Consider the following 15,842-nt stretch of genomic DNA (forward strand, 5'->3'; position numbering starts at 1 on the left):
TGGCGGGACCAATGTCCGCAACCAGCGATCACATGTTTCTTGCTCGCGAATGGGTTGGTTCGCTCACGCTGATTACCCGGGCGCCTGCGCCACTCACACACGCCGGCCGGTTTTCGCGTCGAACAGGTGGGCGCATGCGCGATCGACTTCGATCCGCACCTGCGCGCCTTGCTTGAGCGGCAGCCGCTCGCGGAACAGGCAGGAAATTTCCTCGCCGGCGCAGTCGACCTTGGCGAAGATTTCCGAACCCGTGGCTTCCAGGAGCGTCACCGTTCCTGGCATGCCCTGGGCGGTTGCGCGGATATGTTCGGGGCGGATGCCGTAGACAAGCTCGCGTCCTGCAGCGTCAGCCGGGCGGGCACCTTCCGGCAGCGGCAGGATCAGCCCACCGGCGCTGCGGAACACGCCTTCCTCGATGCGGCCGGCAATGAAGTTCATGGCGGGCGAGCCGATAAAGCCGGCAACGAAGAGATTGGCCGGCTGATCGTAGAGGTCGAGTGGCGCGCCGATCTGCTCGACCAGGCCGTCATGCAGCACGACGATCTTGTCGGCCATGGTCATCGCCTCGATCTGGTCATGCGTGACATAGATGGTTGTCGTGCCCAGCCGCTGGTGCAGCGCCTTGATCTCGCCGCGCATCTGGACGCGCAGCTTGGCATCGAGATTGGAAAGCGGTTCGTCGAACAGGAAGACCTGCGGGTCGCGCACGATGGCACGGCCCATGGCGACGCGCTGGCGCTGGCCGCCGGAGAGCTGACGCGGGTAGCGCTCAAGCAGCTTTTCCAGGCCAAGGATGCTGGCCGCATTCCTGACGCGGCCGGCGGTATCGGCTGGATCGGCTTTTTTGATCTTGAGGGCAAAGCCCATATTGTCGGCCACCGTCATATGCGGATAGAGCGCATAGTTCTGGAACACCATCGCGATGTTCCGGTCCCGCGCCCGCAGATTGTTGACCATGCGCTCCCCAATGGCGATCTTCCCGCCGGAGATCGTTTCAAGTCCGGCGATCATGCGCAGCAGCGTCGACTTTCCGCATCCCGACGGGCCGACCAGGATGACGAACTCGCCGTCGGCGATATCGACGCTGACGTCGTGAATGATCTTGGTGGCTCCGAAAGCCTTCTGCACGTTGTTGATTGTTACCGATGCCATTGGATTTCTCCGGGAAAAGAGTGATGTCCAGCTACTGCGGCTTCAGCCGCCCTTGACCGCGCCGGCGGTCAGCCCCGCGACGATCTGCTTTTGCGCGAACATGGTCAGAACCAGCACCGGCAGCGTCACCACCAGCGCCGCGGCGGCGAGCGGCCCCCAGCTCACCTGCTCATAGGAGAGCATGTTGTAGACGGCGACCGGCAGCGTGCGCGTCTCGCGGCTGGCGAGCACCACGCCGAAGACGAAATTGTTCCACGAAAAGATGACGGACAGGATGAAGGCGACAACGATGCCCGGCTTGGCGATGGGCAGGGCGACCAGCCGGAAAACCTGCCAGGAGCTGGCGCCGTCGATGTTGGCCGCCTCTTCCAGCTCCATCGGCGTGGTCTCGAAATAGCCGATCATCACCCAGACCACGATCGGCACCGTCACCACCAGGTGGATGATGATCTGCGGCCAGAGCGTGCCGAGGATCCCGATCCATTGGAACAGCAAAAACAGCGGGATGAGATAGGACAGCCCCGGCGTCATGCGGGCGATCATGATGACGACCGCCGATCTTTCAGCCTTGAGCCGCGCTATGCCATAGCCGGCCGGCACGCCGATCAGCAGCGCCAGCAATGTCGCCGTGCCGGTCACCAGAACCGAATTCCAGAGATAGAGCAGGAAATTGTTCTCCTCGAACACCTTTACATAGTTCGACCAGGCGAAACGTTCGGGGATCAGGATCGGCGGATAAGCGCCGTTATCGATCTCGAATTTCAGCGAAAGCGAGATCATCCAGAGGAAGAACAGGATCGCCGGCGAAACGATGACCAGAGCCGCGAAAAACAGGCCGATCTGGTTGACCAGACGTGAGCTCATCTATTTGCCCTCCGTATCGTTCCACTGCGAGCGTTGGCGCAGCATCAGGAGGATGAAGGACAGCGCCACGATGACGATGAAGAACACCACGGCCATGGCCGAGCCATAGCCGATGTCGTAGTATGAGAAGGCGGTGTTGTAGAGATAGATGTTGATGGTTTCCGACGCCGTGCCCGGTCCGCCCTGGGTCATCGCATAGATGATGTCGAAGCTCTTCAGCGCATCGATGGTGCGGATGATTAACGCAATCATCAGGAACGGCGCGATCATCGGCAAAGTGAGGTAGCGGAATTGCTGCCAGGCATTGGCACCGTCGATCTCGGCGCTCTCGAACGGCTCGCGCGGCACCGACGCCAGCCCGCCCAGCACGATCAGCATCACCAGCGGCGTCCACTGCCAGGTCTCGACCGCGACCAGCGAAGGGATGACCGTGTTGGCGTTGAATATCCATTCCTGCGCCGGGATGCCGACCAGCGATAGAAGGTAGTTGAGCACCCCGAGCTGGGGATGGAACATCATGGTCCAGACCAGCGCCACGGCAACGGGCGTTGCCATCATCGGCATGACGAAGACGCCGCGCAGCAGGCCGCGCAGCGGAAACCTGGCGTCGAAGATCAGGGCGGCGACAGTGCCCAAGAACATCGGCGCTGCCACCGACAGCGAGGTGTAGGTCAACGTATGAACAAGGGATTCCCAGAATCGCGGGTCGCTGGCCAGACGGAGATAGTTTTCCATCGCGGCAAAGCTCCGCGACTGGCCGAGCGTCCAGCTGTTGACGCTCATCCAGAGCGTGAACGCCCAGGGAAACACGATCACGGCGCTAACGACGACGAGCGCCGGGACGACAAAGGGCCAGTAGTTGGGAGCCAGCCGGACCGACTGGCTCTCCTCGATGGCCTGCGTCGCTACCCCGGTGCGATCCGTCGTCACCTCGGTGCGACCCGTCGTCACCTCGGTGCGACCTGGGGCGATGGTCGACATCAGCCCTGCTCGCTCCTGTCGAGAACCGGCTGGAACTGTGCGGTGGCCTTCTTCAGCTCCTCGGCAGGATCGGCCCCAGCAATCATGTTGGTCAACGCCACGCCGTAGATGTCGCGGAACTCGGTGACCGGGATGATCACCGGCAGCGCCAGCCTGCTGATATTGCCGGACTGGACCACCGCATCGAGCCAGCTTGCCGGCATGGTGACGCCTTCGCGCACCTTGGGATCTTCCAGCACCGACTTGCGGAACGGCACGCCGGCGCCGGCCTGGAGCAGGCGTGCGCCCATGGCCGGGGAAACCGCCCACTGACAGAAGAGATAGGCAGCTTCCTTCTTTTCGCTGGAGGCGGTCACGCCGAGGCCGTCGCCAAACGTCCCGGAGGCATGCGCCTTGGGCCCCTTGGGCATGACCCCATAGCCGACCTTGCCGACCACGCGCGACTTTTCGGGATTTTCCATCGGCGGGGCAAAACCCACTCCATCGAACCACATGCCAATCTTGCCTTGCAGGAAGGCGGACTGCGCTTCAGCCCAATTGAAGCCGGTGACGCCCGGAGGGGCGGACTTGGTCATCAGCCTCTGGTAGAGGGCAGCGGCCTCGATCGCCTCGGGCGTTTCGGTGCGCAGCTTGCCCTTGTCGTCGAGCGGCGTCATGTCGTAGCCGAGCATCAGCGACGTCCACACCGGCGTGTTGGCATTCTTGAGGCCGCGGGCGACGAAACCGAAAGTGTTGGTGGATGGATCGGTCAGCGCTTCGGCGGCGGCCACCAGCTGGTCGAACGATTCAGGGTATTTGAGGCCCTTGGCCTCGAACAGCTCCTTGTTCCAGTAGACGATCCAGTAATCCACCGAGAAGGGCAGCGAACGCAGCACGCCCTGGCTGTCCTTGGCGAAAAGCATGCCGGCCTCGGCGAAATCGCTTTCGACAAGCCCAGGATCGGTCAGGGTCGGATCGGCCAGATAGCCTGATATGTCGGCCAGCCAGCCACCCTTTTCGAACTGGCGCTTCTGCACGTGATAGCTCAGATGAACGACGTCGAAGCTCGGCTTGCCGGAGCTCAGTTCGATGACCGTCTTCTGCCGCTGCTGTTGTTCTGGCGTCGCCTCGGCATTGACCTTGATGCCGGTCAGCTCCTCGAATTCGGCGATATATTTCAGGATGGTGTCGCTGCGCGGGCTTTTCACCAGATTGACGTCGAGCGTCGTGCCGGCAAAGCGCTTCCAGTCGACGCTGGCGGAAAAGGTCGGGCGAAGGCCCGCCAGGCCCGCTGCGGCGAGCGCCGTGGTTCCTGCAAGGACTTGCCTTCTTGTTGGCTTAAACGGATTGGACGACATTTCTTCCTCCCTGGGTTGCTGTCGTTGTGGGTAGTGTCGCGGCAGCCGCGAACCATACGTCCTCAGATCTGGAGCGCCAACCGGCGCGCGTTGTCGATATGCCGGCTGATCGCCTCGACCGCCTTTTGCGGGTCGCGGCTCTCGAGCGCTTCGATCACCGTCAGGTGCTCCTGCATCACCGGCACGACGCGCCCGTCGATACGGAAACGTTCCTGGTGGATTAGCCTGATCTTTACCGAATTGATCAGATACGCCTTGGCGATGATCTCGTTGCCCAGCGCATCGATGAAGGTGTCGTGCATGGCCCAATCGATGTTCTGGGCCCTGGTTTCCATTTCCGGCGTCGGCGCCTGCGACAGCGCTTGAGCCAGCATGTCCTCATGCTCGTGCCGCAGGCGGGCGAGCTCGGCGTCGGAGGCGTTGACGGTGAACAGCGCCACCGCTTCGCGCTCCATGAACAGGCGAAACTGGAAGGCCTCGCGGATCAGGCTGATGTCGATATGGGCGATCTGCATGCCGCGCTGCGGGATGGTCATGAGAAGTCCCTCGGCCTCGAGACGCGGCACGATCTCGCGGATGGCACCAAGCGGCAGGCCGGTAAAGGCAACCAGCTCACGCTGCGACACGAACTGTCCCGGCCGCAGATCGCGGGCCAGCAAATGCCGCGTGAAGCTGGCATAAGCTTTTTCCCTGAGGGTGGCCGGTTCGCTGCTGTCGTCCATTTCAGCGCTTCCCTTTGCCGATCAGGCCGGCTCTGTCGCAAACAGCCTGTCGTAGGCGGCAGCAAGCTGTTGCCGCCCTTGCGAATCGATCGGCTCCAGCGGCGGACGGACCACCAGCCAGCGCTCGTCGCCGGTTTTGCGCGCCACCATGACCTTCACCGCCGGGATGACCGGATATTTGAGCAGTTCGAGCACGAACCTCTCGACACGAGCATCGTCGCGCCCGTCCTCTGCCATGGCGCGGATTTCGCCGGTGACGAAATTGGCCATGCCGGAGATGGCGCCCTGCCCGCCCTGGCGCACGCTTCTGGCCAGGTGCCGCTCGTCGCCGATCAGGATCACCAGGTCGCCATGGGCTCTTAGCAGCGCCTCGCTGTAGCTCCAGTCGCCACCCGAATCCTTGACACCGGCGACCACGCCGGGAAAGGCGGCGCGCAGCCGACCGATCAGGCTGAGCGGGAGCGGCACCATGGTGACAGAGGGGATGTTGTAAAGCAGGACCCCGCGAGCCAGCGGGCCGAGCGCGGCGAAGACGGCGGAAAACCATCCGAACAACCCGTCCTCGCCTACATTCTTGAAGTAGCTTGGCGGAGCCAGCAGGATGTAGCGGACACCGCACTGCAAGGCATGTCGCGCCTGTTCGGCGGCGTCTTCGGCCGCATCGACCAGCACGCCGGCGACCAGTTGATGCGCCGGAATGCCGGCGGCCAGCATGGCCTCGGTGACAGTCCGCCGCTCCCCCCTTCCCACCGAGGCGCCTTCCCCAGTGGTGCCGAACAGCGTTGCGCTGCTGCAGCCGGCCCCAAGGCAAGCCCGGGCTTGCGCGACCATCGGAGAGATGGCGATTTGGCCGGATGCCTCGAAAGGCGTGGTGAGGGCAACCGAAAGACCAAAGCGCGAGGCCACTTCTATTCTCTCCAGATTTCGATGTTCAAGCAGTCTTAGCACGCTAACATGTTAGTTGTAAATTGCGGCGGCGCCCTTTTCGAAACGACATCGAAATCGGCGTGAAGGAAGCGAATTTGGGCGGGATGCCGACGTTCCGTCAGCGCGATCCCTACTGTCCGGTCGCGTCCGCGTAGAGATCGAGAACTCTGGTGATGCTGCCGATCAGAAGGTCGTGCGCAATGGGCTTGATCCGGCCTGTCGCAACCTCGGCGTCGAGCTGCCCCAGATATTGGCTGATCAGAGGCCGGGGAATGTCCTTCTCACTCAGCACGTCCAGCAGCGTCTGTGTCGCGCGCTGCGCCGCCGGCGTCGGCCAGTAATAGCGGATGCGGTCGCTGAACGAGAAATGCCGCTGCACGCGCTGCTCTTCCGGCGTGCCCGGATAGTATTTCTGCCAATTGTCCGGCGACGCCAACATGATGCGTTCCATCGCGGCAGGCAGGCTTTCGCGCGAAGGGTCCGGCGCGAGCATATCGGCGATGTGGCTGAGCCCATACAGCGCTTCGCGAAGCGCGAAGGTCAGCCAGGGGCCGACCTTGAGGATGGCAAAACCGTCGCGAACGAGAGCGTTAAGCGCTCCGGCCGGCTGGTAGTCGGTCGAATGCGCCTCAAAAACAAATTGCGGCATGCGGTCGAGCACGGCCACGAGTTCGGTCGCCTTGGCCGGCGCATAAGGCACGATTTCGGTGTTGCCGAACTCGACTCCCGGCTGGACGACGACGCCTATCGCTCGGCCAAAAGCGGCCTCGAGGCCGGCGCGGGAAAACGCTCGGGCGTGTACCTCCACCGTTCGCAGGGCATCGTCGGGCGCTGTCACATGCAGACGGTCGAGCGCCTCCAATGCACCGCCCGGCACCGGCACTTCGGTGCCGATGACGTAGACCGGTTTTTCGCCGCCTGCCCGCTCGACCGCCGCCTCGGCGATTTCAGCAAGTTCGGCCGCGCGCGCGGCGATCGTTTCGTCGGCAAGCACGGCTGGATCGTCGGCGCAGGCCATGCTCGTATCCAGATGCATCTTGGTGAAGCCGGCGCTCGCATAGGCGTCGATCATCGCCCCCGCCTTCTTCATTGCGGCGGCCGCAGCCATGTGCTTCCACGGATTGGGTCCGAGATGATCGCCGCCAAGGATCAGGCGATCGACTGGGAAACCCGCTTTCAGCGCATGCGCCTCGACGAAGCTGCGGAAGCCGGCGGGCGTCATCCCGGTGTAGCCGCCCTCGTGGTTGACCTGGTTGCAGGTGGCCTCGATCAGCACATCCGCGTGCCGCGCCGCGCCGTGGCGCAGGGCAGCCTCGATGACCAGCGGGTGCGCCGAGCAGACCGAGGCGATGCCGCTTCGCTCGCCTGCAGCGCGCCTGGCCGCAATATTCGCAAACCTTCGCGTCGCGGCACTCACTGCGCGCTTTTCCCAGTGGCGATGAAGGCCTCGACCGTTTCAAGCGGGAAAATGCCCTCCATCGGCCCCTTGCGGGTAACGGCGAGCGCACCGCAGGCATTGGCGATTCGCAGAGCCTCTGCGGGAGCCGTCCCGCGCAGCCAGAACGAGACGAAAGCAGCACCGAAACAATCACCCGCGCCGGTCGGATCGACCTCGTCGACGGCAAAGCCGGACGAGGCGATCACACCATGGCGATCATGATAGGCGGCGCCTGCGGCGCCTTTCTTAAGGACGATGCAGGACACGCCACGGGCCAGCAATTCGTCAACCGCGCCCTTCTCGTCCTTCGCGGATGAAAACAGGAAGAGCTCCTCGCCGCTCGGCAGGAAGATGTCGGCTCGCGCCAGCACTTGGTCGAGTGCTGCGCGCATGCCCGATGCTTGCATGATCTCGCGGCGGATGTTCGGATCGAAGGACACGGTTCCACCTTTGGCCTTGACAGTCTCGATCGCCGACAGCGCCACCGCGATGGCGCGGTCGGAAAACAGCGACGAGCCCATGACATGGACATGATCGGCACCGGCGAGCAGCTTTGTCGCCGCCGCGTTTGTCTCGATCAGGCCGGCGGCGCTGTTGCGGATGTTGAAGACGAAATGCCGGCTGGCGTCGGCCCGGTAGGTGACAAAGGCGGTGCCCGTCGCATGGCCCGTGTGAACCGCGATCGCCGACACGTCGGCGCCCAGCGTCCGCAGCCGCTCGATGTTCAGCCTGCCGAAATCGTCGTCGCCGACGGCGCCGATGAGGCCGGCCGGCTGGCCGAGCGCCGCCGCCTGGCCGATGAAGATGGCTGGCGCGCCCGACGGGTAGGGCCCAAGCAGCGGACCAGGCTCGAGAAAGCTCTGGCCAATCCGCTCGGCCATGATCTCGACCAGAATCTCGCCGGCACTGACCAGCTTCTTCATCTCGCGGAATCCCCTCCCGGTGTTTCGCCCCGACCTCGCTTCGGATGAACCGCGCGAGCATTTTCCGGGTGATACGAATTTCGAATTCGCCCACTGCAAGTGAATACGGCTTGTGCTTTTTCGCGTCAATTAATAAATTGACGCATGGAAACTATCCAATTTGTCTGTAAAGTTTCGCCTTGCAGTTGGGCGCACCGTATGTAGCAACCGGGCAGCTAGTAACAGCGCGAGGGATCAATGCCGATGACGCACAAGACGATGGAGGATTTTGCTCGCTCTTGCGGCGTCTCCAGGCCGACATTGTCGAAATATTTCGACGATCCGACCAGCGTCAAGCCGGCGACACGTCAGCGGATCGAGGTGGCGCTGCGCTCGTCCGACTACCAGCCCAATCTCTTTGCGCGCAACCTGAACCGCAAGCGGACCCGCAGCATCGGCATTGTGGTGCCGACGGTCGCCGATCCCTTCTATTCCGAGATGGTCAGCCGAATCGAACTCAGGCTGCGCGACGAAGGCTACTGGCCGATCGTGATCTCCTCGCACGGCTCGCGCGAGCTCGAAGTGGAAGCGACGCGAACCATTCTTTCGCTAAAAGTTTCCGGCGCGCTGATCGCGCCGCTCGGCCTGCGCTCCGACCATCGCACACTGGAGAAGCTGACGCAGACCATACCGATCGTCTATTTCGACACCTATCTGGAGGGCGACACGCCATTCGTCGGCAACAACAACAGCCAGAGCGTCTCGACCATCGTCGATTATCTCTGTCGTTCCGGTGATGCCCCGGTCTATTTCGACATCCCGCACGTCAACCACAATTCTCGCGAACGCCTGGACAGCTATGTCGGCGCCATGCAGCGGCTCGGACATGAGCCTGCCATCATCGGCAATACCGATGACTACACCTGGGATTTCGAACGGATCGGCTACGAGCAGATGGAGGCGATGCTCGCCCGTGGCGGCCTGCCGGGCAGGACCATTCTGTGCGCCAACGACCGTCTCGCCTTCGGCGTGATGGCCGCCGCCTACTCGCAAGGCCGCAAGGTCGGCCGCAGGGGCGATTGCGACCTGCGGGTCGCAGCCCATGACGACCATCCGCTGAGCCGCTACACATGCCCTGCCCTCACCACCATGGCGCAGGACTTCGCTTCGATGGCAGGACGCAGCGTGGAGACGCTGCTGGCCTTGCTGGACGAGGACGACGCGACAGTTTCCCCCAAGGTCAGTCTCGACGCGACGCTGGTCATGCGTCAGTCGGCCTGAGCGTTTCCAAAGACAGGATCGAAGCCGCGCCATGTGGCAACCGCTGCGCCGACTGCCTGCCGCGCCGCCGGACCATGGCGGCCCATCGAGACGAAGCCATGGATCTGGCCGGGCCAGCGCCGCAGGACGACCGGCACGCCGTCATCCGCCAGACGCTTGGCATAAGCCTCGCCTTCGTCGGCGAGAATGTCATGACCAGCGATTGCGACAAAAGCCGGCGCTGCGCCGGCAAGGCTTGCGGCCTTGAGCGGCGACACGCGCCAGTCGTCGATATCGCCGGCATGGTTGATATAGTGGTCACGGAACCAGGCCATGGTCGCCGATGTCAGGCCATAACGGTCGGCAAAGCGGCGATAGCTGTCCGCCGCCTGCGAGGCGTCAGTGTTCGGATAGAACAGCAGTTGCGCAGTCGGCGGATTCTTGTCGCCGCGTGCAAGCAGGCAAAGCACGGTAGCGAGATTGCCGCCGGCGCTGTCGCCGGCGACAGCGATCCTTCTCGCGTCGATGCCGAGATCGCCCGCGCCATCCTGCATGAAGGAAAGTGCGGCGCGGCAATCTTCGATGGCCGCCGGAAATTTGTGTTCCGGCGCCAGCCGGTAATCGGGAGAGACGACTACGCAGGCCGCCATATTGGCAAACCACCGGCAAATCTCGTCATGGGAGTCGAGATTGCCGATCACCCAGCCGCCGCCATGCAGATAGAGCAGCGCCGGGGCAGCGGCCCCGCTCACGCCGTGTCCGCGATAGATCCTGAGCGTCAACGGGCCGCCGGGTCCGGTGATGGTGCGCTCGGTTAGTGAGCCGACCGGCTCGCGCTCGCCCTGGAGTGCCGGAAAGCCCTGCTTATAGGCGCGGCGCGCTTCTTCGGGCGTGCCGGCTTCGAATGGCGGGGCAGCCGCCTGCCGGTCGAGGTCGAGCACGTGCCGGGCCTCCGGATCGAGCAAGGGCAAAAGCGATGTCGTCATCGTAAGCGCTCCGATATCAGGCAAGCAGGCTAACCGCTTCGTCCTCCTGGAGGAGCTGCGGCTGATCGACGGTTGCGTTGACGGCGACGGACTGGCGGCTCGCTCCCGAAGCAAGAATCGCTTCCATAATCTCCAGTACATGCAGCGCAAGATCGCCGGACGCATGCGGCTTTCTTCCGGTTGCCAGTGCGCGCGAAAGGTCGGCGACGCCGAGCATTCGGTAGTTGGCTCGGTCCGGCGCGGCATAGGGCCAGTTGCGCGCGCCATAGAGTTCGCTCTCACTGTGGAAGTCGGCCCAGTCGGCCCCACGTTCCGACAGCGAGACGGTGCCGCCGAACGTGTCCGGATCGGGCAGCCTGAGCGAGCCTTCGGTCCCATGCAGCTCGATCGGACGGTTAGAGTGCCTGAAGACATCCCAGGAGGCACCGAAGGTGACGGTGGCGCCCGAGCGGAACTCCAGCAGCGACAGGATGTTGGTCGGTGTGCCGACCTTGAAGCTGGTGTTCCGATAGGGGCCTTCGGCAGTGATCAGCCGCTCCTCCTGGCCTCGCGTCGCCATCGCCATCACGCGGGCCACCGGTCCGAGCAAATTAACAAGCATCGTCAGGTAATAGGGCCCCATGTCGAAGACCGGTCCGCCGCCCGGCTGATAATAGAATTGCGGATTGGGATGCCAGTGCTCCATGCCGCGCCCCATCATGAAGGCGGTGCCGGTCACCGCGCGGCCGATTGCGCCCTCATCCATGAGGCGGCGTGCCTGCCGTCCGGCGGCGCCGAGGAAAGTATCCGGAGCCGAACCCAGCAGCAGCCCGCGCTCCGCCGCCTCGGCGACAAGGCGCCGGCCGTCGCTGGCCGAGGTCGCCAGCGGTTTTTCGGTGAAGACGTGCTTTCCCGCCGAAAGCGCCGAAAACGAAATGTCAAAGTGCGCCGCCGGGATGGTCAGGTTGAGGACGAGGTCGATCTCGGGATCGGCCAGGAGCGCATCGACGCTGAGAGCCCGGAGGTCGTATTCGCTCGCACGCAGCGCCGCCATGTCGGGCGATATGTCGGCACAGGCGCGCAGCTCCACCTCACCGAACAGAGCCGCATTGCGTAAATAAGTCATCGAGATGTTGCCGCACCCGACAACGCCAATGCCGAGCTTAGCTGCTGATTTTCCTGGCATTTTCCACTCCACCTCCCGAGGTCGCAACGCTCTGGCTGAACCAATGCACAAGCAACGGATCAGATTCGAAAGCCGCTTTACAGCATTTTAAATGTTGACGCGCGTAAAATTTTTATGGAACATGCGGAAATGCTGGCTGGGAGGCTGCCAGCGCAAGGAGGAGAAAATGACTGACATCAAAAAAGGGCCGGTCTCCGGCTCGAAGCCTGTGGCGCATGTGACGATCGCCGACCGCCGGCAGTTTCTCATCGGCAGCGCCGGGTTGCTCGGGGCGGCGACACTTGGCCTCGGCACCGGGCTGGGCGTTCGCCGGGCTCGCGCGCAGTCGCGGGCCGAAATCAGTTTTGCCAGCGCCGCCTTCTTCGGCAAGGAGACCTTCGGCGACCTGATCAAGGCCTTCAACGAATCGCAGGACCGCGTTCTGGTCAAGAACATCGAGCTGCCGCGGCCGAGCTCATCGACGGAAGTCTATCAGGGCCTCGTCCAGCAGCTCGCCCGGCGTACCGGCACGCCCGACGTCTTCAGCCAGGACGTGATCTGGATCGCCGGCTTTACCGCCGCCGGCTGGGCGCTGCCGCTCGATGAGTACTTTCCGGCGGACAAGCGCAGCGCCTACTTCTCCGGGACCCTCAATGCCTGCACCTATGACGGCAAGCTGACTGCCCTGCCCTGGTTCATGGATTCGGGCATGTTCTATTACCGCACGGACGTGCTGGAAAAGCATGGCGGCAAAGTGCCGGAAAACTGGGCCGACATGGCGACCATCGCCGCCGCCGCGCAGAAGGCCGGCGACATCGATTTCGGCTATCTCTGGCAGGGCAAGCAGGCCGAGGTTCTGGTCTGCGACGCGGTCGAGATCATCACCTCCAACAATGGCGCGATCCTGGCGCCTGACGGCAAGTCATCGCTGATCAACCAGAAGGCCGCAGTCGACGCGATCCAGTTCCTGCACGGCACCATCGCCACGAGCAAGATCAGCCCGCAGGACGTCCTGTCCTGGGACGAGGAGCCATCGCGCCAGCCGTTCACCTCGGGCAAGGCGATGTTCATGCGCAATTGGTCCTATGTCTATCCGATCGCCCAGGACGCCAAGGCCTCCCAGGTGGTGGACAAAATCGGCGTAGCACCGCTGCCGTCCTTCCCCGGCGGCAAGAGCTCGGCCTGTCTCGGCGGCTACCAACTAGGCGTCAACGCCAACTCGAAGCAGCGCGAAGCCGCGATCGAGTTGCTGACCTGGCTGTCGTCGACCGAAACCCAGCATCGCATCGCCCTAAACTTCGGGCTCGCGCCGACGCGCCCGGCACTGTTCCAGGACGAGAAGATCAAGACCGAACAGCCGTTCATGGCGAGCCTCGAGAAAGTGTTCACCGGCGCCACCGCCCGGCCGATCACGCCCGAATATGCGAAGGTGACGCTGGCCTTGCAGTCGGGCATCTCCAAGGCGCTGGTCTCAGGCAACGTCCAGGCCGAGATGGACGCGCTGGCGACGCAAATCGACCAGATCGTCGGCTGAACCATGACCGCGGCGGCCACTGTTTCTGGCATTGGCCGGCCGCGTCGGTTTGGCAAGGCGCTTCCAGTCTCATTGTGGGCTTTGCTCCTGCTGACACCGGCTTTCGTGTCGCTGGCGTCCGTTTCCTTCTACCCGATCATCAGCGGACTTTATCTCTCGCTCACCAACACCTCGCTGATCACCCAGGAGAACGAGTTCTCGGGCTTCTCCAACTATGTGCAGCTATGGGGTGACGCCCAATTCTGGAATGCCTGGTGGCACACGATGTGGTTCACTACGGCATCCACGATACTTGAGACCGTCATCGGGCTCGGCATGGCGCTCATCCTGTGCGAGGCCTTCAAGGGCCGCGGCCTGGTTCGCGCCGCCATGCTGGTGCCCTGGGCGATGCCCACCGTCGTCACCTCCAAGATGTTCGGCTGGCTGTTCGACGGCCAGAACGGCATTATCAACTATATCCTGCTGCATGCCGGGCTGATCGATCAGAACATCAACTGGTACGGCTCGCCCGACACGGCAATGATGACCATCATCATCGCCGATGTCTGGAAGACCACCCCGTTTATGGCGCTATTGCTTTTGACCGGGCTGCAGACAGTGCCCAATTCGCTGATCGAGGCGGCGCGCATGGATGGCGCAAAAGGCTGGACCACCTTCTGGTACATCCGTCTGCCGCTGCTGATGCCGACATTGCTGATTGCCGGCCTGTTCCGCGCGCTCGACGCCTTTCGCGTCTTCGACCTCGTTTACGTGCTGACCGGCGGCGGCCCGGCCGATTCGACCGAAACGCTGTCGACGCTGTCCTACAAGGTGCTCTTCTCGACGCTTCAATTCGGCTATGGCTCCGCCGTTTCGACGGCGATGTTCGTCACCGAAGGCATCATCGCACTGGTATTCTGCCTCTATCTCATCAGGCAGATCAGGAGGGCGCAATGAACGACGCGCGTTCACCGCTGCAGACGATCGCCATCTATCTTGGCGCCTTGCTCATCCTTGTCTGGTCGGGTGGCCCATTCCTCTGGCAGTTCTCGACATCGTTCCAGCTCGACAAGGCGCTGACATCAGGTTCGCCATCGTTAATCCCGGCGCCTTTTACGCTCGAGCACTACTACAACGCCTTCATCGAGAAGCAGCTGCACCGCTATGTCTGGAATTCGCTGGTGGTCTCGCTGGCCACGACATTCCTGTGCCTCTTCGTCGGATCGCTGGCCGCCTTCGCGCTGTCGCGGCTCAACGTCAAGGGCCGCTTCGGCATCCTGATGGTCATCCTTTCGGTGTCGATGTTCCCGCAGATCGCGCTGGTCGGGCCGCTCTACCTGGTGGCGACCAGTCTCGGCCTGCTCGACACCTACACGGCGCTGATCATCACCTATCTGGCGCTCGGGCTGCCGCTCGTCACGTGGGTGCTGTTCGGCTATTTCGAGACGCTGCCGCGCGAGATCGATGAGGCGGCGCGCATGGACGGCGTCAGCGTTCCCGGCCTGCTCTGGCACATCATCCTGCCGATGTCGCTGCCGAGCCTGGTGACCACAGGCCTGCTCGCCTTCATCACCGCATGGAACGAATTCCTGTTCGCCCTCGCCTTCACCTCCAACATCGATCGCCAGACGATCCCCGTCGGCATCGCCAACTTCACCAACCTCTATTATGTGCCCTGGGGCGACATCGCCGCAGCTTCGGCCGTCGTCACCGTCCCTTTGATCGTGCTGGTGCTGTTCTTCCAGCGGCACATTATCGAAGGGCTGACGCAGGGCGGCATCAAGGAATGAAAGGATGAACGTGAAAGACCTGAAAGTCGGCTGCCAGACTTTTACGTGGGAAATGCTCGGAGGCGGTTTTGCCGGCGGTCCGGACGATCTGCTTAAAGCGATCGCTGACGGTGGTTATGCCGGCATAGAGATCACCGACACGATGATCGGCCGCTATGCCGACAGGCCGGCGGAATTCGCCATGGCGCTGGAGTCGGCTGGCTTGACGCTCGTCTCCTTCGCTTTCGGCTCGAATAGCGGCTTTACGCTGAAGGATAATATCGGCGCCGACCTCGAAACGGCGCAGCGCTGGATCGATTTTGCCGCCGCATTTCCTGGCGCGCTCGTCTCGATGGGCTCGGCTACCTCCGTTTCCGAAGGACCTCGTGACGACAAGTTTGCCATCGCGGCCGAGGTCTACAACAGGGCCGGCCAACTCGGGCGCAAGGCCGGCGTCGATATCGCCGTCCATCCCAGTTCCCACCACAACACGCTGCTATTCGACCGTGCCGACTACGACCGGATTTTCGCACTGATCGATCCGTCGCTCGTCGGATGGGTGCCCGACACCGGCCACATCTTGCGCGGCCATGAAGACATGATCGACACGCTCACCACATACCGGGACCGCATCCGCTACATCCACCTGAAGGACGTCGATGCCGGCGGCAAATGGGCGATGCTCGGCAAGGGCGTCTGCGACACCCAATCTGTGATGGATGTCGCCGGTGCCGCGCCACATTTCAACGGTTGGCTGGTGCTGGAAGAGGAATCCGAGACCGCCGCCGCCGATCCGGCCGCCGCGGTCAAGACCAACCGCCAGACCATGCGCGACTACGGCGCGTGA

General features: G+C 63.1%; 15 protein-coding genes. 5 read left to right on the forward strand and 10 right to left on the reverse strand.

Annotated features, from left to right (window positions below; genetic code table 11):
• Positions 1 to 93: 93 nt before the first annotated feature.
• The 8 genes from CIT31_RS05950 to CIT31_RS05985 all read right to left on the reverse strand — a co-directional run bounded on the left by CIT31_RS05950 (position 94) and on the right by CIT31_RS05985 (position 8,344).
• A complete protein-coding gene (locus CIT31_RS05950) occupies positions 94 to 1,152 on the reverse strand; it encodes an ABC transporter ATP-binding protein (RefSeq protein WP_095517853.1) in 1,059 nt (352 codons plus the stop codon).
• 42 nt (positions 1,153 to 1,194) lie between these two features.
• Complete coding sequence (locus CIT31_RS05955) at positions 1,195 to 2,016, reverse strand: carbohydrate ABC transporter permease (RefSeq protein WP_029348668.1); 822 nt, start codon at positions 2,014 to 2,016, stop codon at positions 1,195 to 1,197.
• A complete protein-coding gene (locus CIT31_RS05960) occupies positions 2,017 to 2,997 on the reverse strand; it encodes a carbohydrate ABC transporter permease (protein ID WP_095517854.1) in 981 nt (326 codons plus the stop codon). It lies immediately after the preceding gene.
• Positions 2,997 to 4,334, reverse strand: coding sequence for an ABC transporter substrate-binding protein (locus CIT31_RS05965; protein WP_095517855.1), 1,338 nt, complete (start codon positions 4,332 to 4,334; stop codon positions 2,997 to 2,999). Before CIT31_RS05965 ends, CIT31_RS05960 begins: the two co-directional genes overlap by 1 nt.
• 62 nt (positions 4,335 to 4,396) lie before the next feature.
• A complete protein-coding gene (locus CIT31_RS05970) occupies positions 4,397 to 5,056 on the reverse strand; it encodes a GntR family transcriptional regulator (protein ID WP_095517856.1) in 660 nt (219 codons plus the stop codon).
• Positions 5,057 to 5,077: 21 nt separating this feature from the next.
• On the reverse strand, positions 5,078 to 5,962 hold the full coding sequence (locus CIT31_RS05975; RefSeq protein WP_095517857.1) for a dihydrodipicolinate synthase family protein: 885 nt from the start codon (positions 5,960 to 5,962) through the stop codon (positions 5,078 to 5,080).
• Positions 5,963 to 6,113: 151 nt separating this feature from the next.
• Positions 6,114 to 7,400: a D-tagatose-bisphosphate aldolase, class II, non-catalytic subunit gene (locus tag CIT31_RS05980; RefSeq protein WP_095517858.1), complete on the reverse strand. Its 1,287-nt coding sequence runs from the start codon at positions 7,398 to 7,400 to the stop codon at positions 6,114 to 6,116.
• Complete coding sequence (locus tag CIT31_RS05985; RefSeq protein WP_095517859.1) at positions 7,397 to 8,344, reverse strand: sugar kinase; 948 nt, start codon at positions 8,342 to 8,344, stop codon at positions 7,397 to 7,399. Before CIT31_RS05985 ends, CIT31_RS05980 begins: the two co-directional genes overlap by 4 nt.
• Before the next feature lie 237 nt (positions 8,345 to 8,581).
• On the opposite strand from CIT31_RS05985, the gene CIT31_RS05990 reads away from it, so the two are divergent.
• Entirely contained in the window at positions 8,582 to 9,604 is a 1,023-nt protein-coding gene (locus CIT31_RS05990) for a LacI family DNA-binding transcriptional regulator (protein WP_095517860.1), read from the forward strand.
• Here CIT31_RS05990 and CIT31_RS05995 read toward each other — a convergent pair.
• Together CIT31_RS05995 and CIT31_RS06000 are read right to left on the reverse strand one after the other, a co-directional pair.
• Positions 9,592 to 10,569: an alpha/beta hydrolase gene (locus CIT31_RS05995; protein WP_095517861.1), complete on the reverse strand. Its 978-nt coding sequence runs from the start codon at positions 10,567 to 10,569 to the stop codon at positions 9,592 to 9,594. The genes CIT31_RS05990 and CIT31_RS05995 overlap by 13 nt on opposite strands.
• 16 nt (positions 10,570 to 10,585) lie before the next feature.
• Positions 10,586 to 11,734 (reverse strand): Gfo/Idh/MocA family protein, encoded by a 1,149-nt coding sequence (locus tag CIT31_RS06000; RefSeq protein WP_095517862.1) that lies wholly within the window; start codon positions 11,732 to 11,734, stop codon positions 10,586 to 10,588.
• Positions 11,735 to 11,900: 166 nt separating this feature from the next.
• Here CIT31_RS06000 and CIT31_RS06005 point away from each other — a divergent pair, with 166 nt between their 5' ends.
• The 4 genes from CIT31_RS06005 to CIT31_RS06020 are packed head-to-tail and all read left to right on the forward strand — an operon-like array spanning position 11,901 to position 15,842.
• A complete protein-coding gene (locus CIT31_RS06005; RefSeq protein ID WP_095518099.1) occupies positions 11,901 to 13,247 on the forward strand; it encodes an ABC transporter substrate-binding protein in 1,347 nt (448 codons plus the stop codon).
• 3 nt (positions 13,248 to 13,250) lie between these two features.
• Complete coding sequence (locus tag CIT31_RS06010; protein ID WP_065007421.1) at positions 13,251 to 14,183, forward strand: carbohydrate ABC transporter permease; 933 nt, start codon at positions 13,251 to 13,253, stop codon at positions 14,181 to 14,183.
• The gene (locus tag CIT31_RS06015) at positions 14,180 to 15,016 is read left to right on the forward strand and encodes a carbohydrate ABC transporter permease (protein ID WP_095517863.1); all 837 of its coding nucleotides are present in this window, start codon (positions 14,180 to 14,182) and stop codon (positions 15,014 to 15,016) included. The genes CIT31_RS06010 and CIT31_RS06015 overlap by 4 nt, the downstream gene beginning before the upstream one ends.
• A gap of 4 nt (positions 15,017 to 15,020) precedes the next feature.
• The gene (locus CIT31_RS06020; RefSeq protein WP_095517864.1) at positions 15,021 to 15,842 is read left to right on the forward strand and encodes a sugar phosphate isomerase/epimerase family protein; all 822 of its coding nucleotides are present in this window, start codon (positions 15,021 to 15,023) and stop codon (positions 15,840 to 15,842) included.

It is taken from the genome of Mesorhizobium wenxiniae (assembly GCF_002284535.1).
Taxonomy (GTDB): Bacteria; Pseudomonadota; Alphaproteobacteria; order Rhizobiales; family Rhizobiaceae; genus Mesorhizobium; species Mesorhizobium wenxiniae.